A 26,070-nucleotide genomic window follows, 5' to 3' on the forward strand; every position below is an offset into this window, starting at 1 on the left:
CGACCTGATCTATAAGAATTTTTTCGACTTTAAGCTGTCAAAGACAGGAAAAAAACTCAGCCGGCCGCGGCACCCTCAGCTTTGATGCATTTCCCTCTCGCGCCGGCCCCCGGGCGACTTCCCCGGCCGGGACGCGCAGCTCTCAGTCAGAAGAAAAATGAAGACAGTCAGGAAAGGATTCAGGAAGGCGGCGCTTGTGACCGCCGTCTCCGCCGCGCTCTCGACGGCGATCATGGCGTTCTCCCCCGCCGCGCAGGCGTACACCGTCGTTCCGGTCTACGGCGCGGACGGCTCGCTCTGGGCGAACCTCATCGTCTCGGACACGTCGGACAACGTTGTCGACAACACGCTCTTCCCGGGGCAGTCGCTGAGAAACGGCGTCACGGATCTTGAGATGACGGCCATCCGGGACGCGGTCCTCTACATGAGCGACATGCTCGGGAACCCCGTCTCGGTGCCGGACATCACGGTGTTCCCCGTGGACCAGCTCCTTGACAATGCGGCCGCCGAGTCCGACGTCGCGGACGAGTCGGGCAACACGTGGCTTGCCGCCTGCATCCAGGGCAAGGGCGAGTGCCGCGCGGGCAACGCGACGGGGCGCCCCGGAACGCGCATCGTCCTCTGGAGGCTGAGCGACCTCTCCCGCCCCGTGACGGGCTCGCTCAGTCCGCTCGCCGGCCTCGAGTGGGGCTTCAACATGTCGGTCGTGCTCATTCACGAGCTCTGGCACGCGCTGGGCCTGGGAGCCGAGACCGTCGCCGGGACCGAGGACGGCACCTTCGTGGTGAAGGCCGATCCGGCCTCGTCGCTCTACTCGCGCCATCTGGTCGACGTCTACGGCACGACGCTCGCGACCGGCATGCCGATCAGGACGACCCCCGACGACCTCGAGGCGTCCTATGAGACCGAGGTGACGGCGCCGGACGCGAACTCCTTCTGCACGAGCATCGGCACGAAGAGCGGCGTCAAGTTCGTCGGGGAGAACGTCACCGAGGTGATCGGCTCGGACACGGTGATCTACTACCCCGACGTGACGATCGTCGAGAAGAAGACCGCGGTCTCGGAGGGCGGGGAGACGAGCGAGACCTGGGAGCTCGTCACGGCCACGCGCCTCAATTCCGTCGTGGGCGGCATCCCCGTCAACGGCCAGGAGCTCGATCTGAGCCGCGTCATGAAGCCCGAGCTGAGTCACCTCGAACTGCAGAACTCCGTGATGAGTCACCAGGGCTGGCGAAACTGGGCTACCCCTATGGAGGCCGAGCTCGCGGTCCTGCAGGATATCGGCTACGAGTTTGACCGCAAGCGCTATTTCGGCACCTCGGTCTACGCGAGCGGGACGAGCGAGACGATCACGCAGGCCTTCACGGCGCGCGAGAACTACGCCTGGACCGACGCCCCCTCCACCCAGTCCTACGCGGTGGGCGTTCATGTCTACGGGTCGCTCAACAGCATCTCGGTCGAGGCCGACCAGCTCGCCGACGGCGCGGAGAGCTTCGGCATCCGCGTCGACGGCGTGATGAACACCGTGACCGTTCAGACGGGCGTCACCGTCTCGGCCGACGGCACGAACGGCACCGGCATCGCCTTCACGTACGGCAACGGCCACACACTCACGATCGCCGAGGACGCGACCGTCTCGGCCGCGGGCACCGGCGGCAAGGCCCTCGCCTTCGACTTCGGCGGCAACGCGCTCGGTGCCACCACCGAGTACCGCGGCTCCTTCATCCAGTCGTACTACACCCAGGACTCGGAGACCGGGACCTACAGCTGGAAGAACAGCGGCGAGGATCCCACGACCACGGCCCTCACAGGCGCCCTGATGGAGGAGGTGAACATCTCCGGAAAGATCTCGGCGCCCTCGGGGAAGGCGATCTACATCTCGCCCAACGCCCTCGTCTCGGTCATCAACGTGCTCGACGGCGCGGAGATCACGGGCGACATCGTGAGCGAGTGGAACGCGCTCTCGACCCTCACCTGGAACGAGACCGAGCAGAAGTACCTCCTCTCGGCGCAGGTGAACCTGGGCGACGGCTACGACATCCGGGCCCGCACCTGGTGCACGAGCGAGACCGAGGTCCCCGACCTCACGACCGAGATGGTGTTCGGCTCCGACGAGGACACCGCGAACGAATTCCTCTTCAGCTACACGGGCACGATCTCCGGCGCCTCGGGCCTGCGTCTCACCTTCGGGAGCGGCACGAGCGTGATGTCGGGCAGTTTCTCGGTGCTCGGCGCCGTCGTGAAAGCCGGGGCGACCGTCGCGGGCGAGTCGACCTGGACCCTCACGGCAAAGGACGAAACCACGTACGCACGCGTCTCGGACGACTCGGGCTTCGTGCAGGGCGCGCTCGTGAACTCCGGCAGTCTCTGGAGCACCGCCGCCACGGGCCTCGTCACGATCAGCGGCAACTACATCCAGAAGGACTCGGGCACGATCCTCACGGGCGTGAAGACCGACGGCTCGCTCTCCGGTCTCACGGTGACGGGGGAGATGCTGCTCCCCTCATCCACGGCCGGGTCCGCCGGATCCGCCGACTCCGGGATCTCCACGGCCTCCGCGGCCTCTCAGTTCAACGTGAGCCTCATCCCGGACGCCGGTTACTGGGCCGACGGGGCGACGGTCTCGCCCGCGGCGAACGCGGTCGTCGCGACCGACGGGGCCGGCGCCACGAAGCTCGCGCTCGGCGACTCGGTGAACGCATCCTGGAACACGGCCGTTTTCGAGACGGTCTCGAAGACTCTGACGATGACCGAGAACGGCGACGGCTCGGTGACCCTAGCGAGAAAGGCCGGTGCCTACACGGCGCTTCTCGCATCGGCCCGCGAGGACCTCGCCGACGGCACGACAAGCGCCGCCACTGCGGCGGCCGCTTCCGCGGCGCTCTCGTCCGCGACGGTCGCGTCGATCGCCTCGCTCCTTGACGCGAACGCCGGCACGGCCACGGGCGCGAACGCGCAGGCCCTCATTGCGAGTCTTGACTTCGCGCAGGACACCGGAAGGGCGGCCGCGCAGCTCGGCGAGCTCACGGGCGACGCGCACATGTCCGCCGTCCGTGCTCAGTTTGCGGTGGAGCGCCTCGTCGACCGCACGCTCGCGCGCCGTCCGGCCGATGCGGCCGTCACCGGCCGCCACGTCTGGGCGCAGCCCTTCGGCGGACGTCTTGCCGACAATACGGCCGGCGCACACTCCCGCACCAAGGCCGCCGGCCTCGCGGGCGGCGTGACCCTTGCTTCAGCCGGTCAGGAGATCGGCTGGCAGATGGCCGCGGCGTACTTCTCCGAATCGAACAATCTGAAGGCGAAGACCAGGGGCCAGGGCCTGTGGCTTGGGGGCTCGCTCGCCAGTTCAATCGACCCGGCCGACACCTGGTGGTTCGACTTGTCGGGCCGCCTCGGTCTCGCGAACGTGAAGACCGAGCGCGTCCAGACCGCGATCGGCTCCTCGCAGGAGGCGGAGGGCACGCGGATCTCGGCCACGCTCGCCGGCAAGGTGGGCCCGAGGCTTGAACTGGCGGACGTGCTCTCGGTTCGTCCTGCGGTGGGCCTCACCGGCACCGTTCTTCGCACCCCGTCCAAGACCGAGGACAAGGTGGGCGGCCTCGAGATCGACGACGCCTGGTACCGCTCGCTCAGGGCGCAGATCGGCGTTTCGGCCGAGACGGCTCCGATCAGTTCGGCCGTGACCGGCTTCTCGTGGAAGTGGACGGCGAACGCCGGCTATGAACGCGAACTGCTCCAGGACGCGGGCGAGTTCAAGGCCGGCATCGCCGGCATGACGGGCTCCTTCAGTCAGCGCGTCGACTGGAATGACAGGAACCGCTGGATCGTGGGCGGCGGGCTTGAACTCGCGAACGAACAGGGCTTCACGGCGGCGCTGAGAGTCGAGACCGAGCTCACCCACGGCGACGGCGCGGCCGTCACGGGCGGGGCGGAGCTGCGCTGGAGGTTCTGACGCCTGCGACTCTCAACAGAGTCGTTCAGGAAGATCGGACGGGCCGGGTTCTCTTCATCGGGGAGCCCGGCCCTTCGCTTTATTTGAAGTGTCCCCTTGAAGCAATTCTCTTCTGCGTCTAGAATTGTCAGACACTTGTCCCTGAGAGCACCTGTTGATGTCCTTGTCCTCCATAAGCCGGCGCGCCGCGCTCGGGTTCGCCGGCGCGTTCCTCGCGCTCACTGCCTTTCCAGCGATTGCAGCCGTCGGAGAAAAGTTCGAGGAGCGGCGGCACGGCGCCTGGACGAGCGCTCTGCTCGTTCATCGCGGATCGGATCAGGTTCTCGCCCGTGCCTCCGTCCTCAGCAGCGCGTCGGACGATTTCTTCGTCATTGACTTCCTTTCGCCGGACACCTACAGAGCTTCGCTGATTCTGGACCTTCCTCCGGACACTCCCCGGGTAAACCGCGGCCTCGGGACATTCAGGGCGGAGCTGCGCATCGACCGCGGTCAGATCTTCCGGGTCACAGCGGAATTCTCCCAGGACGGTGAATTCGCCTTTGTGAACTTCGGCGCCGGACTCGACTGGCGGTTTCTCTCGGAACTGCGGGCGGGCCGCACGCTGCGCGTGCATCTCATCGTGGGCGACGACGAGCTTTACGACCGCTTCCCGCTCGCGGGAGCCACGGCGGCCCTGAACCACGCGAAGGATCTCATCGGCCGCTACCGCCGGGGCGGAACGGGCGGGGACGAGGATTACTTCCCCCGTGGACGGGGCGGCAAGCCGCGCAGCCCGTCGCCCGACGTGGAATATTTCTGACGCATCAGTTTCTCTCTCTCTTTCACCTCTCACCTTTCCCAGGCCAGCCATGAAACGCTCTCTCACCTCAGCCGTCACCGCCCTCACGCTTCTCTGCGCGGCCGCGACGGCGGTATCCGCGGCGCCGCAGCGGCCCGAACCGTCGAAGCTCTCGGACGGATCCTTCATCTTCCAGAGCGACCGCTGGGGCATCCGGAGCACCCCGGACAAGCAGTTCAACATCGTCGAGGGCTGGGCGAGGTCGTACTGCGAGGAGCACGGCAGGATCGTGCGCGTCATCGACGAGATGAAGTACTTTGACGGCCGCAACGTGGGCGCGAAGATCCAGTTCACCTGCGTGCGACAGCGCAAGGGAGCCGCCCGCTACGGCGGAATGCCGCCCTCCGGCGTCGAGGCGACGCGCTCGGGCGCGGAGAAGACGCCGCCCGCGCCGCCCGCGGTCATCCCGAAGGTGCTCGTGCCCAACAACGCGCGCGACGCGGCCGCGGCCGGACTTCGCGAGAGGCTTCTCGGCCATGACATGGTGAGCGCCTGGGTGCGCGAGGACGAGAAGTTCTTCTTCCACGACGGCTGGGCCTGCCTCGACGACGGCGACACGGAGCTGCACTGCATCGGCGCGGATCCCGGGGCGCTCGACCGCGTCTGGCGTCTCACGACCTCGTCACTGCGCGGCTCTCTCGACGAGGCGGGCGAGCTCCGCTCCGAGGTCTCGCTCCTGCAGATCGACTGCCACTACAACGCCTTCCGCACGCTCGGCCACTACGAGACCACGGATCACTTCGCCCGGGGGCGCGTGACCTCGACGCCCGCCGGAAAGGACGAGCGCGAGTGGGACTTCCCCCGCAGCTGGTCGATCGAGGACATGGCGCTCAGGCTGGTGTGCCCGGCGAAGTGACGCTTCAAATCTTCCTGAGAGGAAACTGACACATGACGCAGTCAATGCTCACGAGGCGCGGCCTGATCACGGGCGCGCTCTCCTTCGCGGCCCTGCTCGGGCTTCCCGCCGGCAGCGCCTACGCCGAGACGGGCGACGTGTTCGAGCAGCGGCACCACGGCACGTGGTGGAGCGGGCTCATGCGCTCGCGCACCAACGAGATCTCCGGACGCGCCGGCGCGTGGAGCGAGGACCGCAGGACCCACATCTCGATCGACTGGCACGACACGGAGAACTTCTCGGTTCTTCTCGTCGAGAACGTGCACGCGTTCAACCGGGAGCTCGGCCGCTACGACGTGGCGCTGCGCACGGACCGCGGCACCGTCTTCCGCACGACCGGGACCGCCCGCATCGTCGACAGGATGCTCCACCTGAGTCTCGGCGAGGAGCTCTCCGGGCGCTTCGTCGAGGAACTCCGCACGGGAAGCGTCCTGCGCGTGCAGATCAACACGGGCGTGCGCAACCATTACACACGCTTCAGGCTTGACGGCTCTGCGCTCGCGCTCGACCGCTCGCGCGATCTGATCAGCCGCTACCGTCCCGCGCTGCCGAAGCAGCCCGACGACGAGTTCTTCCGCGACGAGCCCGCGCCGAGGCGCAGACCGAGGGCGAACACGGACGCGGATTTCTTCTGAGGCCTCTTCTCCCTGACTGAGTGACGGGCCGGGTTTCCTTCGGGGAGCCCGGCCCGCCGCATTCCCGAGAGTCCGGCGGACTGCGACGGACTGCGGCCGGTGCTACAATCTCGAACAACATCCTTTTCCCTCATCCCTCTCAGGGCTTTTCCCCAGATGACTCCCTCTCACAAGTTCTCACTCGTCCCGCTCGCCCTTGCGGTGACGCTCGCCTTCCCCGCGGCCGCGCCCGCGTTCACGTACATTGACGTCAACGGCGTCGACGGCTCGGTCTGGGCGCGGCTTGCCGTCGCGGACCAGGCGGACAATCTGCGCTACAACCTGAGCGAAGGAAGCACGCTGCGGTCGCTCACCGACCTGGAGCTCCAGGTGATCAGAAACGCCGTCCTCCGCTGGAGCGACATCCTCGGCCCCGTCGCGACGGTGCCCGAGATCGTGATCGTGCCGGATTCGGAGGTGATCCAGAACGCGGCCGCCGTGTCCGCCGTCGTGTCCGGGACGGACGTGACGAGGCTGCAGGCGTGCGTCCTCGGGACCGTTGGCTGCGAGAGCGGCATCTACAGCGCCCAGGACGGCACCCAGATCTATTTCTGGGTGATGCCGGATCTCCTCACGGCGTCGCTCGGTGACCTCAACCCGCTCTCCCACGCCGGCATCGGCTTCCCCATGACCGGCGTCGCCTTCCACGAGGTCGCGCATGCGCTCGGCCTCGCCACGTATGCCGTGTCATCAGGCGACGGCCAGTGGACGCTTGCCTCGGGCATGACGACGCGCTTCGCGAAAGGCCTCGCTGACGTCTACGAAACGAGCCTCGCGGAGGCCGACCACATCGAAATCCTTGACATCTCGAAGGTCGGGAGCACCTCGTCCGACTCCGGTTCCGGCAAGGTCTTCTATGTCCTCACGCAGGCCGACACGCTGAGAAGCCGCCGCGCGAGCGGCGTCAAGTTCACGGGCGTGAACGTGAGCGAAGTGATCGGCGACGGCACGGCGATCTACTTCGCCGAGACCAACCTGATCGACCCGACGACGAACGATCTTGTCGAAGCCTCGGAGACCAACTCGGTCACGGGCGGCGTTCCCGTGAACGGCTACGAGGAGAACAGGGGCCTCGAGCTCAGCCATCTTGAGCTCCAGAACTCTCTTCTGAGTCACCAGGCCTGGCGGAACTGGCAGGTCCCTATGGAGGCCGAGCTCGCGCTCTTCCAGGATCTCGGCTACACGTTCGACCGCAAGCGCTTCTTCGGCACCTCGATCTATGCGAGCTCGACCGAGACGACGATCACGCAGGCCTTCACGGCCCGCGAGAACTACGCCTGGACCGACGCTCCCTCCACCCAGGAGAGCGCGGTGGGCGTTCATGTGTATGGCAGCGGCAACACCGTGACGATCGCCGCGGACCAGCTCGCTGACGGCGCGGAAAGCTTCGGCGTGCGCGTTGACGGCCTGCGGAACGCGGTCACACTGGCCGGGGGCTTCAAGGTGACGGCCGACGGCACGAACGGCACCGGCATCGCCTTCACCTACGGCCGCGAGCACACGCTGACCCTTGAGTCGGGCTCGACCGTCTCGGCCTCGGGCACGGGCGGCAAGGCGCTCGTCTTTGACTTCGGCGACAACTGCGTCGGCAACGGCGTCGAGTATCGCGGCTCCTACATCCGCGCGACGATGAACGAGGACACCGGCGTGTGGACGAACACCGGGGACGCCGGGGTCCTGACGGCCTTCACCGCCGAACTCATGACCGCGGTGAACATTGCGGGCACCGTCTCGGCGCCCCAGGGCCAGGCGGTCTACATCTCGCCCAACGCGCACGTGAAGACGATCAGCCTCCTCGAGGGCGCCGCGGTCACCGGGGACATCGTCTCCGAGTGGAATGCGCTCTCTACGATCGAGACCACGGACTCGGCGAAGACCCTCGTCGCCCAGGTCAACCTCGGCACCGGTTACGACGTTCAGGCCCGGATCACCCTCTCGGGCGACACGATCCCCGACCTCACGACGAACCTCGTCTTCGGGAGCTCCTCGCTCAGCTACGACGGGAACATCACGGGCGCGAACGGCATCCGCCTCACCTTCAAGGAGGGCAGTTCGACCACGTACTCGGGCACGGCGGCCGTGCTCGGCGTCGTGCTCGAAAACGGGGCGACGGTGAAGGGCCCGGGCACGTACATTCTCACCGCGGCGCCCGATTCCGACTCGGATGCCCGGGCCCGCGTCTCCGACGCGAAGTTCCGCCAGGGGATGTTCGTGAACTACGGAACCCTCTGGTCGAGCGGCGCGACGGGGAACGTGACGATTCAGGGCGATTACGTGCAGGCCGCGGGTTCGGCGCTTGTCGTGGGCCTCAGGAGCACCGGCGTGATCAATCCCCTCAAGGTCACGGGCGACGCCATGACCTCGAACGACTCGGACACCGAGACGGAAACGGAATCGGGCTCCGAAGCGTCAGCGGCGACGCTCCTCGCCGCCTCCTCCGCCGAGACGCTCACGCTGCAGTTCCTCCCCGAGGAGAGTTACTTCAAGTCCGGCACGGTGATGACTGCCTCCGAGGCCTCCGGCGTTGTCGTTCAGGACAGCGACACCGGGATCTCGACCGACGTCTTCACGTCTCAGTCGTTCATCACGGACACGACCCTGCTTGACTCGATCTCGGTCACGCTCGACTTTGCCCCCGCCTCGGACGGCTCGACTCTCACCACAACCCGCATTGAGAACGCCTACACGAAGGCGCTCGCCGAAGGCAATCCGTCCGCTTCCGGTACGGAACAGTCGCTCGCCGCGATCCTTGACGCGAACGCCGAGACGGTGACAAGCGCGAACGCGCAGGCCCTCGTCGCCGCCATCGACTTCACGCCTGACACTGAAACCATCGCGGGCATGATCGGCGACCTCCGGGGCGATGCGCATCTCTCCGCCGTGCGGGCTCAGTTCGCCGTGGAGCGCCTCGTCGACCGCACGCTCGCGCGCACGCCGGCCAATGAAGCCGTCACTGGCCGCCACATCTGGGCGCAGCCCTTCGGCGGAAGGCTCGCGGACAACACTGCGGGCGCCCATTCGAGAACGAAGGCCGCCGGCGTGGCGGGCGGCGTCACGGTTACGGAACCCGGGCAGGAGATCGGCTGGCAGGTCGCTGCGGCTTACTTCTCGGAAAGCAACAACCTTCACGCGAAGACCCGCGGGGAGGGGCTGTGGCTCGGCGCCTCGCTGGCGAATGCCTTTGCCGGCGGGGAGAAGTGGTGGTTCGACTTGTCGGGCCGCATCGGTCTCGCGAATGTCAAGACCGAGCGCCTGCAGACCGTGCTCGGATCCTCCCAGGAAGTCGAGGGCACGAGGATCTCGGCCACGCTCGCCGGCAGGATCGGCCCGAGGCTTGAACTCGCCGACGTGCTTTCCGTGCGTCCGGCCGTCGGCCTCACGGGCACCGTTCTCAGGACCCCGTCCAAGACGGAGGACAAGGTCGGCGGTCTCGCGATCGACGACGCCTGGTACCGCTCCTTGCGTGCGCAGATAGGCGTCTCGGCCGAGACCGCCCCGATCAGTTCGGCCGTCACGGGCTTCTCGTGGAAGTGGACCGCGAACGCGGGCTACGAGCGCGAGCTTCTGCAGGACGCCGGGGAGTTCACCGCCGGCATCGCCGGCATGACCGGATCCTTCTCTCAGAGGGTCGACTGGAACGACCGCAACCGCTGGCTGATCGGCGGCGGCCTCGAGCTCGCCAACGAGAAGGGCTTCACGGCTGCTCTCAGGCTTGAGGGCGAAATGACCCACGGCGACGGCGCGGCCGTCACGGGCGGGGCGGAGCTGAGGTGGAGGTTCTGACGTCTCCGCTTACGAGCCGCTGATTCCATGTAAACCACAGACGGGCCGGGTTTCCTCTTTCCTGAGACCCGGCCTGTCGCTTATCCGGCACGCTCTTCCGTGCCGCACGCCGTCCTCGCCGGTGCGACAATTGCCGCCTGAATCCTTCTTTCCCTCTCACAGGTTCAACTCCCTCATGCTCTCGAAACATTCCCTCGCGCCGCTCGCGCTGGCGCTTTCCCTTGCATTCCCGGCGGCCTCGCCCGCCTACACCTGGATCGACGTCCAGGGCGTCGACGGCTCGGTCTGGGCGCGGCTCGCCGTTGCGGACCAGGACGACAACGCGCGCGAGAAATTCCTGCCGGGCCAGACGATGCGGGCGCTCACCGACCAGGAGCTCCAGGTGACGAGGAACGCCATCTCGTTCTGGAGCGACATCCTCGGGCCCGTGGCGCAGGTGCCGACCATTCTGGTGCTTCCGGTCACCCAGGTGAACATCAACGCCGCCGCCGGCTCGAACCTCGTCCCCGGGACCGGCCAGACGAACCTGCAGGCCTGCGTTCTCGGGACCGAAGGCTGCACCACCGGCTACCAGGTCGACGAGAACATCTCCTACCTCCTCTACTACGTGCTTCCTTCGTTCATGCCGGCGGCGGTGGGCGACCTGAATCCGCTCACGCACAACGGCATCGGCTTTGCGATGAGCTCGGTCGCGTTCCATGAGATGATGCACGCGCTCGGCATGATGGTCTACACGCAGCAGTCGGCGGACGGGCTCTGGAGACTCGCGACGCCGTCAACCTTCGCGACACTGCTCACCGACGTCTACGGCACGCGGCTCACCGAGGCCGACCACATCCAGGCGCTCGACGTCAGCGCGGTCGGGAGCACGACCCGCGACCGCACGGTCTTCTACATCCTTGAATCGAAGACCGCGGTGCGCTCCGCCGGCGTGAGCGGCGTCAAGTTCGCGGGCACCAATGTGGAGGAGGTGATCGGGAAGGACACCGCCGTCTACTACCCGGACACCAGTCTCATTGACTCGTCCACCGGCACGCTCACCGCGGCGACGAACCTCAATTCGGTCACGGGCGGCATCCCGGTGAACGGCCTCGAGGGCAACACCCCCGAGCTCAGTCACCTCGAGCTCCAGAACTCTCTCATGAGTCACCAGAGATGGAGAAACTGGCAGACGGCCATGGAGGCCGAGCTCGCCGTGCTCCAGGACATCGGCTACACCTTTGACCGCAAGCGCTTCTTCGGCACCTCGGTCTACGGCAACGAAACGGCGACGACGATCACGCAGGCCTTCACGGCGCGCGAGAACTACGCCTGGACCGACGCCCCCTCGACGCAGTCGAGCGCGATCGGCGTTCACGTCTACGGCAGCTTCAACACCGTGACCGTCGCCGCGGACCAGCTCGCTGACGGCGCGGAGAGCTTCGGCGTGCGCGTCGACGGCGTGAGGAACGCGGTCACCGTGGCCGACGACGTCACGGTGTCCGCGAACGGCACGAACGGCACCGGCATCGCCTTCACGTACGGCCGCGGGCACACGCTTACGCTCTCGTCCGGCTCGACCGTCTCGGCCGCGGGCACGGGCGGCAAGGCGCTGGTCTTTGACTTCGGCGACAACATTCTCGGCAACACCATGGAGTACCGCGGCTCCTATATTCAGGCGCGGCGGAGCCTCTCCACGCTCGCCTGGAGCAACACGGGCGAGAGCGGCACCGTCTCCGCCCTGAGCGGGGCGCTGATGAGCGAGGTCAATGTCGCGGGCACCGTCTCCGCGCCGCTGGGCCAGGCGATTTACATCTCGAAGAACGCGCACGTTCAGACGATCAACATCCTCTCCGGGGCCTCGATCACCGGGGACATCGTCAGCGAGTGGAACGCCCTCTCGACGATCGAGACCACGGACTCGGCGAGGACGCTCGTCGCGCAGGTGAACTTAGGCGACGAGTATGACGTCGAGGCCCGGATCACGCTCTCGGGCGACACCATCCCCGACATCACGACGAGCCTCGTCCTCGGGTCGGTGAGCTACGACGGGAACATCACGGGCGCGAACGGCATCCGCCTCAGCTTCGCCGAAGGCAGCTCGACCACGTACTCCGGCACGGCTGCGGTGCTCGGCGTGGTGCTGGAAAACGGGGCGACGGTCATGGGGCCTGGCACGTACATCCTCACCGCGGCCGCCGAAAATGAGAGCGACGCGCAGGCCCGCGTCTCCGACGCGAAGTTCCGCCAGGGCATGTTCGTCAACTACGGAACGCTTTATTCGACCGGCGCGACGGGCGAGGTGACGATCAACGGCGACTACGTGCAGGCCGCGGGGTCGACGCTGGTCGTGGGCCTCCGCAGCACCGGAACGATCAATCCCCTCAGGGTCACGGGCGACGCGATGACCCCGAATGACTCGGACACCGAGACGGAAACGGAATCGGGCTCCGAAGCGTCAGCGGCGACGCTCCTCGCCGCCTCCTCCGCCGAGACGCTCACGCTGCAGTTCCTCCCCGAGGAGAGTTACTTCAAGTCCGGCACGGTGATGACTGCCTCCGAGGCCTCCGGCGTCGTCATTCAGGACAGCGACACGGGGATCTCGACCGACGTCTTCACGTCGCAGTCGTTCATCACGGACACGGAGCTCCTTGATGCGATCTCGGTGACACTCGACTTCACGCCGGCCTCGGACGGCTCGACCCTGACCGCCGCCCGCATTGAGAACGCCTACACCAAGGCCCTCGCGGCGGGCAACCCCTCGGCCCCGTCCTCCGAATGGCAGATCGCCTCGATCCTCGACGCCAGTGCCGAGACGGTGACCAGCGCGAACGCGCAGGCCCTCGTCGCCGCGATTGACTTCACGCCCGACACCGGGACGATCGCGGGCATGATCGGCGACCTCCGGGGCGACGCGCACTTGTCCGCCGTCCGCGCGCAGTTCGCCGTGGAGCGCCTCGTCGACCGCACGCTCGCGCGCACGCCGGCGAATCAGGCCGTCACCGGCCGTCACATCTGGGCGCAGCCCTTCGGCGGCAGGCTCGCCGACAACACCGCAGGCGCGCACTCCCGCACCAAGGCCGCCGGCGTCGCCGGGGGCGTGACCGTCACGGAACCCGGGCAGGAGATCGGCTGGCAGGTGGCGGCCGCGTACTTCTCGGAATCGAACAACCTCCGCGCGAAGACCCGCGGGGAGGGGCTGTGGCTCGGTGCCTCCGGGGCAAAAGCCTTTGACGGAGAGCAGAAGTGGTGGTTCGATCTCTCGGGCCGCGTTGGTGTCGCGAACGTGAAAACCGAGCGCCTGCAGACCGTGATCGGATCCTCGCAGGAGGTGAAGGGCACGCGGATCTCGGCCACGCTCGCCGGCAGGGTCGGTCCGAGGCTCGAGGTCGCGGACGTGCTTTCCGTGCGTCCGGCCGTGGGCCTCACCGGCACTGTTCTCAGGACCCCGTCCAAGACCGAGGACCGGATGGGCGGCCTTGAGATCGATGACGCCTGGTACCGGTCGCTGCGCGCTTTAGTTCATGTCTCGGCCGAGACCGCGCCGATCTCCTCAGCCGTGACGGGCTTCTCGTGGAAGTGGACGGCGAACGCCGGCTACGAGCGCGAGCTCCTCTCCGACGCGGGCGAGTTCACGGCGGGGATCGCCGGCATGACGGGCAGCTTCTCGCAGAGGGTTGACTGGAACGACAGGAACCGCTGGATCCTGGGCGGCGGGCTTGAGCTCGCGAACGAACAGGGCTTCACGGCCGCTCTCCGGCTCGAGGGCGAGATGACGCACGGCGACGGCGCGGCGGTCACCGGCGGGGCGGAACTCCGGTGGCGTTTCTGATGTTCCGATGACATATTCCGGGCCGATGGGCGAGAATGAGGCCTGATTCTACGTAAACAGCAGGAGCGCCTCACATGTCCACGGCCCGGAAATTCAGCCTCGCACCTCTCGCGCTCGCTCTGGCGCTTGCTCTGCCGTCGGCCGCCCCCGCCTACACTTACATTGACGTGTACGGGGTCGACGGCTCGGTCTGGGCGCGGCTTGCCGTCGCGGACCAGGCCGACAACGAGCGCGAAAACTTCTTCCCGGCCTACACGCTTCGTGACCTGACCGCGCTTGAGCTCCAGGCGATCCGGGACGCAGTGCTCCACTGGAGCGACGTGCTCGGGCCCGTCGCGCAGGTGCCCGTGATCACGGTCCTGCCGATCGACTTCGTCTATGACAATGCCGGTGCTCAGCCCGACATCATTCAATCCACGGGCGAGACGGCGCTTTCCGCCTGCATCCGCGGCACGGGGCCGTGCAGCAGCGATCTCTACACGTACCTCTGGCTCTACAGTGCGTCGTCGTGGCGCGAGAGCGAGGTGCTCTCCCTGAACCCGCTTCCGGCCGAGAGCCTCGGCTTCAATCTGAGCGCCGTGGTGCTCCACGAATTTCTGCACGAGCTCGGCATGTTCGTCTGGACCGCGACGGACGAGGAAGGCCGGACCGTGCTCGCCCCTGAGGCAACGACCGTCTATTCGCTTCATCTCGTCGATCTCTACGGCACGTCGGCCGGGGACGCCTCGTACATCGAGACCCGCTCGCAGGCGGACATCAGTGCGGAGCACGACGCGTCGGTCTTCTACGTGCTCTCGGACAACTCCATCGTGAGCGGCGTGAAGTTCACGGGCGAGAACGTCACCGAGGTGATCGGCGAGGGCACCGTGATCTTCCTCCCGGACGTGAGCGCCGTCGTGGAAAACGCCGACGGAACGTACTCGCTCGCCGAGGCGACCCTCACGAACTCCGTGACGGGCGGCCTGCCTGTGCTGGGCGTGGAAGGCGAAACGATCAATCTGAGCCACATCGAGCTCCAGAATTCCCTCATGAGTCACCAGGACTGGCGGAACTGGCAGGTTCCGCTCGAGGTCGAGCTCGCCATGCTCCAGGACCTCGGCTACACGTTCGACCGCAAGCGCTTCTTCGGCACATCCATCTACGCGAGCGGAACCGAGACAACGATCACGCAGGCCTTCACGGCGCGCGAGAACTATGCCTGGACCTCGTCGCCCTCGACGCAGTCGTACGCCGTGGGCGTTCATGTCTACGGCAGCCTCAACACCGTCACCGTCGCCGCGGACCAGCTCGCTGACGGCGCGGAGAGCTTCGGCGTGCGCGTCGACGGCGAGATGAATTCCGTCACCATTGCCTCGGGAACGACCGTCACGGCAAACGGCACGAACGGCACCGGCGTCGCCTTCACCTACGGCCGCGGCCACACGCTCTCGATTGAGGCCGGCGCAACCGTCTCGGCCGCGGGCACCGGCGGCAAGGCGCTCGCCTTTGACTTCGGCGGCAACGCCCAAGGCAACACGACCGAGTACCGCGGCTCCTATCTGTACGGCTATTACGACGGCGAGGATTCGCTCTGGCGCGGCATCCCCGATCTGCCGAGCGCACTCGACGGCGCGCTCATGGACGAGGTCAATGTCGCCGGCACGCTCTCGGCTCCGGACGGATATGCGATCTACATCGCCGGCAACGCCCACGTCGCGACGATCAACATTCTCTCCGGCGCCTCGGTCACGGGCGACATCGTCTCGCTCTGGAATGCGCAGTCAGAAATCAGGACCGTGGATTCAGTGCCGTGTCTCGTGGCGCGGGCGAACATCGGCGACGAGAGTGAGTACCGGGTTGCGACGTGGATCGCACTCGACGGCGACGAGATCCCCGACATCACGACGAACCTCGTCCTCGGCGACTCCGAGGACTTTGACTTCACGTACTCCGGGAACATCACGGGCGCGGACGGCCTGCGGGTGACGTTCGCCGCAGGCACCTCGAGCCTCAGCGGCACCTTCTCGGTGCTCGGAGCCGTCGTGCAGGAAGGCGCAGCCGCGATGGGCGAGGGCACCTGGACGCTCACGGCGAAGGAGAGCGAGGACGTGTATGCCCGCGTCTCCGACGAGGACTTCGTGCAGGGCGCGTTCGTGAACAACGGAGAGCTCTGGTCCGCTTCGACGACCGGCCTCGTGACGATCACCGGGGACTACGCCCAGGGTGAGTCCGGCACGCTGGTGCTCGGCGTGAACGCGGCCGGGGAAACGACGCAGCTCACCGTCTCCGGCACGACCTCCGGTACGCTCGCGGTCGAGCTCGTCCCCGAGGCGGGGTACTGGGCCGACGGGACCGAGATCACGGTTGCGACCGACAACTTCGCCGCCACGACCGCGACTTCGGCGGCTGCAGCGGCCGTGTCCTTCGCCGACGACGAAACCATGAACGGCGTCTCGCGGACGCTCACCGTCTCGGGCACTGAGTCGGGCGGCTCGCTCACCGGCACGGTCTCGCGCCGTGCGAACGCCTACTCGAACCTGCTGGGCTCCTCGGCCACGTCCGGGCAGAGGGCTGTCGCCGCGATGTTCGACGCGAACGCAGGGAATGCAACGGATGCAAATGCGCAGACGCTCGTCGCTGCGATCGACTACTCAGACGCGGAGGCCGGTGCCGCCGTGATGGGCGACCTCACGGGTGACGCGCATTTGTCCGCCGTCAGGGCTGAGTTTGCCGTGGAGCGGCTGCTTGACCGCACGCTCTCCCGGGCTCCGGCGAACCCGGCTGTCTCGGGCCGCCACGTCTGGGCGCAGCCCTTCGGCGGGCGTCTTGCCGACAACACTGCCGGATCGCACTCCAGAACGAAGGCCGCCGGCCTCGCGGGCGGCGTGACGGTGACCGAACCGGGTCAGGAGATCGGCTGGCAGATGGCAGCGGCTTACTTCTCCGAATCGAACAATCTTCATGCGAAGACCCGCGGACAGGGGCTGTGGCTCGGTGCCTCGGGGGCAAAGGCCTTTGACGGCGGGGAGAAGTGGTGGTTCGATCTTTCGGGCCGCATCGGTCTCGCGAACGTGAAGACCGAGCGCTGTCAGACCGTGATCGGGTCGTCGCAGGAAGTGAAGGGCACGCGCCTCTCGGCCTCGCTCGCCGGCAGGATCGGTCCGAGGCTTGAGGTCGAGGACGTGCTTTCGGTTCGTCCGGCAGTCGGTCTGATCGGCACGGTGCTCCGCACGCCCTCGAAGACCGAGGACAAGTTCGGCGGCCTCGGGATCGATGACGCCTGGTACCGCTCGCTCAGGGCTCAGGTCGGTGTGGCTGCCGAGACGGCTCCGATTGAGTCGGCTTTCACGGGCTTCTCCTGGAAGTGGACGGCGAACGCCGCCTACGAGCGCGAACTGCTCCAGGACGCGGGTGAGTTCAGGGCCGGGATCGCCGGCATGAACGGCACCTTCAGCCAGCGCGTCGACTGGAATGACAGGAATCGCTGGATCATCGGGGGCGGGCTGGAGCTCGCCAATGAGAAGGGCTTCACCGCGGCCGTCAGGCTCGAGGGCGAGATGACCCACGGCGACGGCGCGGCGGTGACGGGCGGAGCCGAGCTCCGCTGGCAGTTCTGACGGGAAAAGCCGGGGGAGGAGAGTTGAAAGCGAAGGATCTTGAGAACGTGATCGACTGCGGCGACGCTCTGCATCTCGTCGACGAGATGCCGGAGCGGTCGGTGCAGATGATCGTCACGAGCCCGCCCTACTACGGGCTCCGCCGCTACTCCGAGGGAGCGGCCGGGGAGGCCGGGGAGATCGGCCGCGAGGAGAGCGTCACGGCCTACCTCGACCGGCTCGCGCTTCTCTTCACGAAGCTCCTCCCCAAGGTCGCCGACGACGGCGCGCTCTGGCTCAACATGGGCGACGTCTACATCGGGAAGGCGCTGCAGGGCCTCCCCAGGAGGCTCGCGCTCAGGCTCATTGACGCCGGCTGGATCCTCAGGAACGACGTGATCTGGCAGAAGCCCAACGCGATGCCCTCGTCGGTGAAGGACCGCCTGACGGTCGATCACGAGTATCTTTTCTTCTTCACGAAATCCTCGAGCTACTACTACGACGCCGACGCGATCCGCGAGCCCCACGTCACCTTCTCCCCGGAGTCGAGGATGAAGGGTGGCCGCCGGCACTTTGTCGAGAACCGCACGCCGGAGGCGGGGAAGAACGCGGGGAACTCGAATCTCCACACGGGCGACTGGACGCACGCCTTCAACCCGAAGGGGAGGAACAAGCGGACTGTCTGGTCCGTGCCGCTCTCGAAGTTCCGCGAGGCGCACTTCGCCGTCTTTCCGGAGCGCCTGATCGAGCCCTGCATCCTCGCGACGAGCCGGGCGGGCGACATCGTGATGGCCCCGTTCATGGGATCGGGGACCACGGCGGTGGTTGCCCTGAAGCACGGGAGGAAGTTCTACGGCATCGAGCTCAATCCGGAGTACCGGCGCATGGCGGAGCGAAGAGCCGCCGCCTGCATGGAGACGATGGAGGCCGTGCCCTCGCTCTTCGAGGGCAGCTGAGGACGGCCGGAGCCGCCCGCCCCCTCGGAAGCGAGGCATTATTCTTCGGTTCCGATTGATTCACCGCCTTGCTCCTTATGTCTGACTTGGACCCCTATGCCGAACTGGGCGTTTCCAGTGCCTCGAAGCTCGAGGAAATCCAGGAGGCCTACCAGAGGCTCTCGCGGCAGTACAGAGCGGAACTCTCCGGCGGCTCGGAGGAGGCCCGGCGCAAACTCAAGGCGCTCGATCTCGTCTACATCAGGCTCGCGGGGAAATACCTGAAGGGCGACGATCTCCGCTTCATGCCGGTCCCCGGGGAGGACGATGGCACGGAGGAGCCTGCGGCCACGGATGCCGCCGGCGAGGATACTCTGAAGCGTGCCGTGCACTGGGAAGGCTCGACGGTGATCGATCTCACCGAAATTCCCACCGGCGCAACGCGCGTCGTGCCGCTCAGGTCCCGGAACCGCCGGCCTGAAGCTTTCAACCTGGTCGAGCTCGATCTGCCGCCGGGACTCAGGGACGGCCAGACGCTCCGCGCGAGGATCGAGACCGACGGCGTCCCCTCCGCGGATCCTTCGAACTGCCGGCCGGGCAGGGCGGCGCTCGATCCCGCGGGCGACGTGCGCATCATGGTCTTCATCGATCAGAGCAGCGCCGACTGCCGGCTCGACGGAAGCGGGCTTCACACAAATGTCGTCATCCGGCGGCCGGAGGCGATGGCGGGCGGCACGATGACGGTCTCCATCCTCGGCTGGGAGAAGACGCTCCGCTTCCGCGGCGTGAGCAGGAACCGCCAGATCCTGCAGTTCCCCGGTGAGGGGCCGCCCCTCTATGACCAGAGCCGTCCCGAGGCCGGCACCCGCGGCGATCTCTTCGTCCATGTCTTTTTCCTGAGAACGGCCGTCGACGGGCATGACATCCGGCGGCATGTCTTCATCCCGAGGGAGGCCGCGCAGCGCGGCACGTCCCTTGAGTTACAGGTCGGGCAGGCGGACGGGACCGCGTCTTACACGCTGCAGATCCCTGCCGGCGTGAAGGACGGCGCAGCGTTCAGGTACCACGGCGGCGGGCACCCCGGCCGAAGCGGCGGGCTCATGGGCGACCTCGTCGTGACGGTGCACGTGATCGACAGGGCCGCGGATCCCCCTGCGGAACCGAAGCTGGCGGCCGTCCCCGGTCCGGAGACGGTGCTTGCCCCCGCAGCGGGAGTCGGTCAGGCTCGGAAAAAGGAAGGTTCACTCCGGGGGAATGGCGGCGAACCGTCGGGCGGCCTCTGGCAGCCGATATGGCAACGGATATGGAAGATTCTGAGGATTGTCCTCGCCCTGGTGGTCGTCGGCCTGGTTCTGTGCTGGCTCCTGGGTTAATCGATGACCGTCGGCATCCGTCACGCCTGAAAGGAAAAAAAGCGGCCGGAACGTGTCGAGTCGTTCCGGCCGTAAGTCGATGGAATGCCGCGGCGTTCCCAATCGCCGCGGTGTTCCCCCTCAGAGGGGGAGAAACCGCACATTTCTTTCCGAGGGCCGTCTCCCACGGGCCCGGACCGGTGCCGGTACTCGGAAAGCACCGGTCGCCGGAACCCAACGTTCCTCGGCAAGTCCTCAGGCGGCTTCTCCCCGCTTTCCCGGCCCGCCCGCCGCGGAGGCCTCAAAATTCCCCTTGGGCGTCCGGACCGAAAACCTGTTCGATGTTCTTCTCTTCTCCTCAGTCGAAATCGCGGATGGCGGTGAAGAGCACCTCGGCGCCGAGCATGAAGTCCTCGAGCTTCATCTTTTCATGCGGGTTGTGCGAGCCGTCCTGGTTGGCGACGAAGATCATGCTCGCGGGGACGCCGAGGTTGGCGAGCACCGCCGAGTCATGGCCCGCGCCGCTCGGGATGTAGCGCGCCGGGATACCGGCCTTTTCGGCCGAGGTCATCAGGTGCGTGACAAGGTTCTTGTCGAGCTTCGCCGGCTCGCAGACGAGCAGACGGTCGAAGTCGAACTTCACGCCCCGGTCATCGGCCGCCACCGAGCACTCGGACTCAAGCAGCCTGTGGAAGCGCTTCAGCGTGTCCTCGGAAAGCGAGCGGATGTCGACCGAGAAGCTCACCTCGCCCGGGATGATCGCGATCGCCGCGGACGGAGCCGTGTTGAAGACGCCGACGGTGAAGACCAGGTCCTCGCCGCGCACGAGCCACTCGGCCCAGTGCTCTTCCATGCGGTGAAGCATCGAGGCCATCGCCATCACGGCGTCGTGGCGGTACTGGCGGTCCACCGCGCCCGAGTGGGCGGTGACGCCGGTGCAGACGCACCGCTTGTGGCGGAAGTTGCCGCGGATGCCGGTGACGATGCCGACGCGGTGCTTTTCATCTGAATCGAGCGTCGGGCCCTGCTCGATGTGGAGCTCCGTGAAGGCGGCGATGCGTTTGAGATCAATCGAGGGCTCGGTGCGAACCATGTCCTCGGGGTCGAAGCCCGCCTCGCGGACGGCCTCGGCGAGCGTCTGGTCCTTCGACCGGTGTTTCAAGGCGAGGTCCTCGCGGGTGAGCTGGCCCGTCATCGCGAGCGATCCCACATAGGCCTTGCCGAACCAGCTGCTCTCCTCCATGCGGAAGACGACGAGCGTCACGTCGCGCTTCGGTTTGAACCCGATGTCGTGCATCCACTGGATGGCGGTCATGCCGGCCACGACGCCCGCGAGCCCGTCGTAGTGGCCGCCCTGCGGGACGCTGTCGCCGTGGGAGCCCGTCATGTAGCAGGGAAGCGTCCGGTCCTCTCCGGCGAGCGTCACGAACATGTTGCCGCAGCGGTCCACCTTCACTTCGAGCCCGAGCGAGTCCGCCCAGCGGCGGACGTAGTCGTGGACCATGTTTTCCTTCGGGCCGTAGCCCTGGCGGCTCACGCCGATCACGTGGTCGCGCGAGAACTCGCGGATGTCGTCAAAGGTTTTGCGCGCGAATTCCTTCGCGCCGTCGCGCATGAGGGTCTCGGTGGTCATCTCTGTTTCTCTCCTTCGGGGTCTGGTCTCTCCGGTCTCTGGATGCCGCGGATGCGGCCTCTTTCAAGTTTAGGCACCGGGACGCCGGGCGTTCGTTGTTTCCGAATATCGGAAACGGGTTCCATTGTACGGAAATTTAAAGGTGCAGGTGAGCGAAAAAGGCGTGAAAAATTCGCGTGTCCCTTGCAGCGCCCGTGGATATCTGTGGAGCATCAACGCAGAAGCAATTCGGAAACCGGATTTTCAGGTGTCACTGGGCGGCGGTGTCGCCGCGAAGCCCGCCGCAGCGCCCACGTGGTCGCTCACGGGAGACTCCCGGAACGTCCGGACTGTCCTCCGGAAGCGATATCGGAGATCCGGTCACCAGCCGCTTTTGATCAAGATCAAGAGTTGTGTGCGACCGGATGTGTTGCACTTTGAATTAGGAAATTTAAGAAACTGCAGATCGCAGCCCTTCCATGCGGACAGTGACACCAAGAATCGTCACAAAAACCCGTCGAAGATCAGGTGGAAGTAGCAGTGAAGGCGAGATTTCGGAATGATGCGCGTCACCCGGCCGGGCGAAATTAAGAAAACCTGCAGGTTTTCTTAATTTTCAGCGACTTGCATTTATCCCGAACGTCAGGCATGATGAAGGGGCTTCAAACAAGCCTTGTCAGATGCGGTGCAAGGGCTCCGGCCAAAATTCGCATCGTTGTAAATCAGCCCCCGCGGGCGTTTCGCCCCGGGTCGGACCTGGTCGCTTTCGAAGAGAAGCGTCCGTTCTGCGCTGCCGAGTGCGTCACGCACTCGGGGGTCTCTCATTTCTGAAGGGGACAAACAGAATGAACGCACTTGACTATCGCATGAGGTCCGTCCCCGCCGTCCGATTCGGCCCCCACCTGCTGGGCGCTCCGGCGACCGTGGGCTACGACAGGAAGCAGCTCTCCGAAGATGCCGTCCGACGCATCCCGGAACTGAATCCCAACCATTACTTCCCCGCCGACGTCTACCGCGACCTGGTCGCCTGGTGGAATCTCGGCGGTCGCGAGCCCCTGCTCATCTCCGGCCCCGCCGGGTCCGGCAAGACGAGCACGGTGCTGCAGTTCTGCGCGCGGCTCTCGGTGCCCGTCGTGTGCTTCACGGCGCGGCCCCGCATGGGCCGCCGCGAGCTGATCGGCCGCTGGGTGCTCGGCAAGGACGGGATGGTCTGGGTTGACGGTCCCGCGACGCTCGCCTGGCGTCACGGATGGCTCTTCATCGTCAACGAGTCTTCCGCGGCTCCTGCGGAAACGTGGGTCTCGGCAAACGATCTCCTCGAAGGGCTCGCCCTCGAGAACGATCAGACGGGAGAGGTGATCCCGCGCCACCCGATGGCGCGCATCGTCTTCACCGACAACTGCCGCGGCCACGCGACCGAGACTGACTCCGGTTATCTCGGCCGCCAGATGCAGGACCGTTCGGTCATCGACCGCATGTGGCACATCCGCATGGAGGGCCTCACCGAGACCGAGGAGGCGAGCGTTCTCGCGAACGCCGTCCCCCGGGCCCTGCGCGGGGCAGCCGGCGACCTCGTCGTCAACGAGATCGCCTCCTTCATGGCACAGGCGGGAGCGGCGACCCGCGAGAGCTCGAAGTCCGACACGCTCGGCTTCCGCTCCCGCACGATCGCGCTCTCCCACCGGGCTCTGAGCCGCATGACGACGATGTCGCTCAGCCACGTCACGGGCGCCACCCCGGAGGTTCCCGATCCGCTCGCGTGGATCGCGGACGCCGCCGTCGGCAACGCCCTTGACCGTCCCGTGAGGGACGCGCTCGTCACGTATCTCAAGACGCTCTTCGGCGAGCGTCTCACTGAGATGCACCGGGCGTGGCTCGAGTGCCATCCCTCCGCGCCGGCCCGGGCCTCGGCCTGGTGCGCCGACGAGGAGGAGGTCGAGGAACCGACCGCCGTCAGCTTCTGATCCTGAGGGGAAGGAGAACATGCCATGACTGACAAGAAGTCTCTTGCGGCACGTGGCGCCTTCCCGGGGAGCGAAGCGGTCCAGGAGAGCATCCCGATGCCCTCCTGGGTCCGGGCCCGCTTCGGCGCGCCCCGCTCCCTCGCGGAAAAGGCGCTGATGGAAGACATCGAGCGGCTCGACGCGAAGGCCCGGTCCGAGACCGGGCTCGTGTCGAGGCACGCCTCGAGCCGCGTGGACAAGTACCTCAACCGCCTGATCGGTCTGAGGGACCGCGACCGCCTCTGGGGCGCCGCGGAACCGCTCCTGAGGCACACGGCCGAGCTCCTGGGGCTCTCCGGGGACGAGGCGGCGCAGTCCGCCCGCATCTCCGCGCTCCTCGCGCTCCCCGCGCTCTGCCGCAGGGACGGGATCCGCGTGAGCTTCACGAAGTCCGCGTCCACCGACGGCCGTGTGATCTGGCTCGGGCCCATCGACCTCTCGCACCCCGCCGCGCCCGTCTACATCTTCGGGCACGGCGTGCACGAGCGCAGCCACGTGCTGCACACGGAGTTCGCGGCCCTGCGGGCCGTCGAGAACCGGATGCGCACGCTGACGAACCTGATCGAGGACATCCGCGTCGACATGCGCGGCATCGTCGAGTGCAAGGGCTACGCGCTCTGGCGCGAGGCGCTGATCGCGATGCTCGTCTCGACCGGTCACTGCTCGCTCGCCGTCTCGGCGCGCCAGCGTCCCGCGGAGGTGTTCTGCGGGTGGCTCCATGCGGAGCTCACCCGTGAGTACCTGAAGCTCAAGCTCCCCGAAGGGGTGCTCGAAGCGACCCGGGCCGCCGCGCGCGAAGTGTTCGGCGAGGAGTTCCTCGACGAGGCGCTCGGTCTCGCGAAGTCGAGGTATCCGTTGAAGGACACCGACGACGCGGTCACGCTCGCGCGCGAGTTCTTCGAGCTCTTCCGCCATGCGGCGAAGCTCGAGCAGTCCGCGATCGACGCGTGGCAGGCGGGCGAGGCCGAGGCCGCGATGAATCTCGCGGGGGCCGCCATGTCCGAGGCTTGCGGCCAGGACGGCGACTCCGGGGAATCGCAGCAGGGCTCTTCCGAGGAAGGCGGGGAAAGTGACGGACGCAGGTCCCGATCGAAGCCCTCCGACCGACGGAACGACCGGCGCAGTCCCGGGGGCGAGGGCGTCCAGCTCTCGCTCTTCGAGGCGGCGGCAGGCTCGGGCAAGTCCGCGCAGGTGCGGATTGCGGGCGAGGAGGGGGGCGAGAACCCCTTCCACCCCGCGATCATCGAGCTCGCGGAGGACAACGACTGGGAGCACATGGAGAGCGAGTTTGACCGCTCGCTCGCCATGGCGGAGCTGCAGACCCTGATCGGGCAGAACCTCGGCACCTTCGTCCCCGTGGACGAGGTCGAGGAGACCCGGGGCGAGACCTTCGAGGCGGCTAAGAACGCCGCGAAGGGCACCGCAAAGAAGGGCAGCATGCTTCCGCGCGGCTGCAGCGCAGAGGCCGTGGAGGAGGCCCGCAGGGCCTTCGACCGCGTCTGGGAGAAGTCGAGCGCGATCGCCTTCAGCTTCGCCGACGTCATGAGGAGGAATCTCCCCGCGATGACGTCCGGAGCGACGAGCGGCTTCGACTTCGACGATGCGCTGATTGACCGCGCGCTCACGGGCGACGACCGGATCTTCCTCGCGGAAGGCCGGGAGATCCGCCGCGAGTGCGCGTGCCAGCTCCTCGTTGACCTCTCGGGGTCGCTCGGCATCATGCCGGGCGCGGTCGTCCGGTGCGCCGCGGCGCGCCTCGAGGAAGCGTTCAAGCGCACCCCGGGGATCCGCTGCCGCACGGCGGTCTTCCCGGACCTCCACGGCGACCGGCCGTTCCTCGTCTCCGACTGGAACGACCCGGCCGCGAAGACCCGGGCGCTGCTCCGTGACTTCGCGAGCCGCGGGCCGACGCCGGTGTCGACGGCGCTCCTCTGGGCGTTCGAGACGCTGCTGATGCGCGAGGAGCCTCACAAGCTCCTCATCGTCCTCACCGACGGCATCTTCGACCGGCATCTCTTCGCGGGCGAAATCGCTCTTCTGAAGGACGCCGGCATCGAGACCGCGACGGTGATCCTGCGCGACCGCGCCTCGCCCCTCTTCATCGAGGGCGAGGACGGCGCCGGGTTCGGCGACGAGACGCGCTCGGTCGACAGCGCGGACGAGATCCCGCAGGCGGTGATCTCAATCCTGCGCGCGTGGCGCGCGAAGGGCGCCTTCGGCCGCTGACCCTGAGCTTTCCAAGGTCTCAGGGCCGGCTACCTGAGTGCCCTGACGATGAAACCGTCTCCCGCGGGGAATCCTCTCCCCGCGGCAGACACCCTGTCGTTTGATGTGAGAAGGGGCGGTCCCGCCGGGTCCGCCCCTTTTCGCACGAGGCTGCCATTCCCTCCCGCACCTCAGGGCCCGGCGGGTCACGGCGCGGCGGGAGTGACGGCGCCTCACCCGCTTGCTTGTTGAACACCCCCGTTTTTTCCTTTTTTCTTCAACCCTTTCACCCGAACTTTCCTTCCACCCGAACACACCGGCCCTCAGCCGCAAACCCCCTTCCTTCACCTCTTCACTTCTTCACCAAAGCACCGCCATGGCCATTCCACCTCCCAACATCAAGATTCCTCCCGACCTCCTCCGTCCCGGTCGCGC

12 protein-coding genes are annotated in these 26,070 nt (G+C 66.9%); 11 read left to right on the forward strand and 1 reads right to left on the reverse strand.

Annotation, left to right across the window (positions count from 1 at the left end; all coding sequences use genetic code 11):
• The first annotated feature begins 157 nt into the window (after positions 1-157).
• From Q4F91_RS06375 to Q4F91_RS06415, 9 genes are all read left to right on the forward strand, one after another.
• Positions 158-3,952 carry an autotransporter outer membrane beta-barrel domain-containing protein gene (locus tag Q4F91_RS06375; protein ID WP_303335904.1) on the forward strand — a complete coding sequence of 1,265 codons (3,795 nt, stop codon included), beginning with the start codon at positions 158-160 and terminating at the stop codon, positions 3,950-3,952.
• A gap of 157 nt (positions 3,953-4,109) precedes the next feature.
• The gene (locus tag Q4F91_RS06380) at positions 4,110-4,751 is read left to right on the forward strand and encodes a hypothetical protein (RefSeq protein ID WP_303335907.1); all 642 of its coding nucleotides are present in this window, start codon (positions 4,110-4,112) and stop codon (positions 4,749-4,751) included.
• 49 nt (positions 4,752-4,800) lie between these two features.
• Positions 4,801-5,646, forward strand: coding sequence for a hypothetical protein (locus Q4F91_RS06385; RefSeq protein WP_303335910.1), 846 nt, complete (start codon positions 4,801-4,803; stop codon positions 5,644-5,646).
• A 32-nt stretch (positions 5,647-5,678) separates the two neighbouring features.
• Positions 5,679-6,320, forward strand: a complete 642-nt coding sequence (locus Q4F91_RS06390) for a hypothetical protein (RefSeq protein WP_303335913.1) — start codon at positions 5,679-5,681, stop codon at positions 6,318-6,320.
• A gap of 156 nt (positions 6,321-6,476) precedes the next feature.
• Positions 6,477-10,142 carry an autotransporter outer membrane beta-barrel domain-containing protein gene (locus Q4F91_RS06395; RefSeq protein WP_303335916.1) on the forward strand — a complete coding sequence of 1,222 codons (3,666 nt, stop codon included), beginning with the start codon at positions 6,477-6,479 and terminating at the stop codon, positions 10,140-10,142.
• A 175-nt stretch (positions 10,143-10,317) separates the two neighbouring features.
• The gene (locus Q4F91_RS06400) at positions 10,318-13,953 is read left to right on the forward strand and encodes an autotransporter outer membrane beta-barrel domain-containing protein (RefSeq protein ID WP_303335919.1); all 3,636 of its coding nucleotides are present in this window, start codon (positions 10,318-10,320) and stop codon (positions 13,951-13,953) included.
• 74 nt (positions 13,954-14,027) lie between these two features.
• The gene (locus tag Q4F91_RS06405; RefSeq protein ID WP_303335922.1) at positions 14,028-17,549 is read left to right on the forward strand and encodes a hypothetical protein; all 3,522 of its coding nucleotides are present in this window, start codon (positions 14,028-14,030) and stop codon (positions 17,547-17,549) included.
• A 23-nt stretch (positions 17,550-17,572) separates the two neighbouring features.
• The gene (locus tag Q4F91_RS06410) at positions 17,573-18,484 is read left to right on the forward strand and encodes a site-specific DNA-methyltransferase (protein WP_303335925.1); all 912 of its coding nucleotides are present in this window, start codon (positions 17,573-17,575) and stop codon (positions 18,482-18,484) included.
• A 77-nt stretch (positions 18,485-18,561) separates the two neighbouring features.
• Entirely contained in the window at positions 18,562-19,836 is a 1,275-nt protein-coding gene (locus Q4F91_RS06415; protein ID WP_303335928.1) for a DnaJ C-terminal domain-containing protein, read from the forward strand.
• A gap of 337 nt (positions 19,837-20,173) precedes the next feature.
• Here the strand turns inward: Q4F91_RS06415 and Q4F91_RS06420 are convergent, their stop codons facing one another.
• Positions 20,174-21,448, reverse strand: coding sequence for a Zn-dependent hydrolase (locus Q4F91_RS06420; RefSeq protein ID WP_303335930.1), 1,275 nt, complete (start codon positions 21,446-21,448; stop codon positions 20,174-20,176).
• An 824-nt stretch (positions 21,449-22,272) separates the two neighbouring features.
• Here Q4F91_RS06420 and Q4F91_RS06425 point away from each other — a divergent pair.
• Positions 22,273-23,391, forward strand: coding sequence for an AAA family ATPase (locus Q4F91_RS06425; RefSeq protein ID WP_303335933.1), 1,119 nt, complete (start codon positions 22,273-22,275; stop codon positions 23,389-23,391).
• 24 nt (positions 23,392-23,415) lie between these two features.
• Positions 23,416-25,656 carry a vWA domain-containing protein gene (locus Q4F91_RS06430; RefSeq protein ID WP_303335934.1) on the forward strand — a complete coding sequence of 747 codons (2,241 nt, stop codon included), beginning with the start codon at positions 23,416-23,418 and terminating at the stop codon, positions 25,654-25,656.
• Positions 25,657-26,070 lie beyond the last annotated feature (414 nt).

Origin of the sequence: Sutterella sp., from assembly GCF_030539355.1 — a bacterium.
Lineage (GTDB): Bacteria > Pseudomonadota > Gammaproteobacteria > Burkholderiales > Burkholderiaceae_F > Sutterella.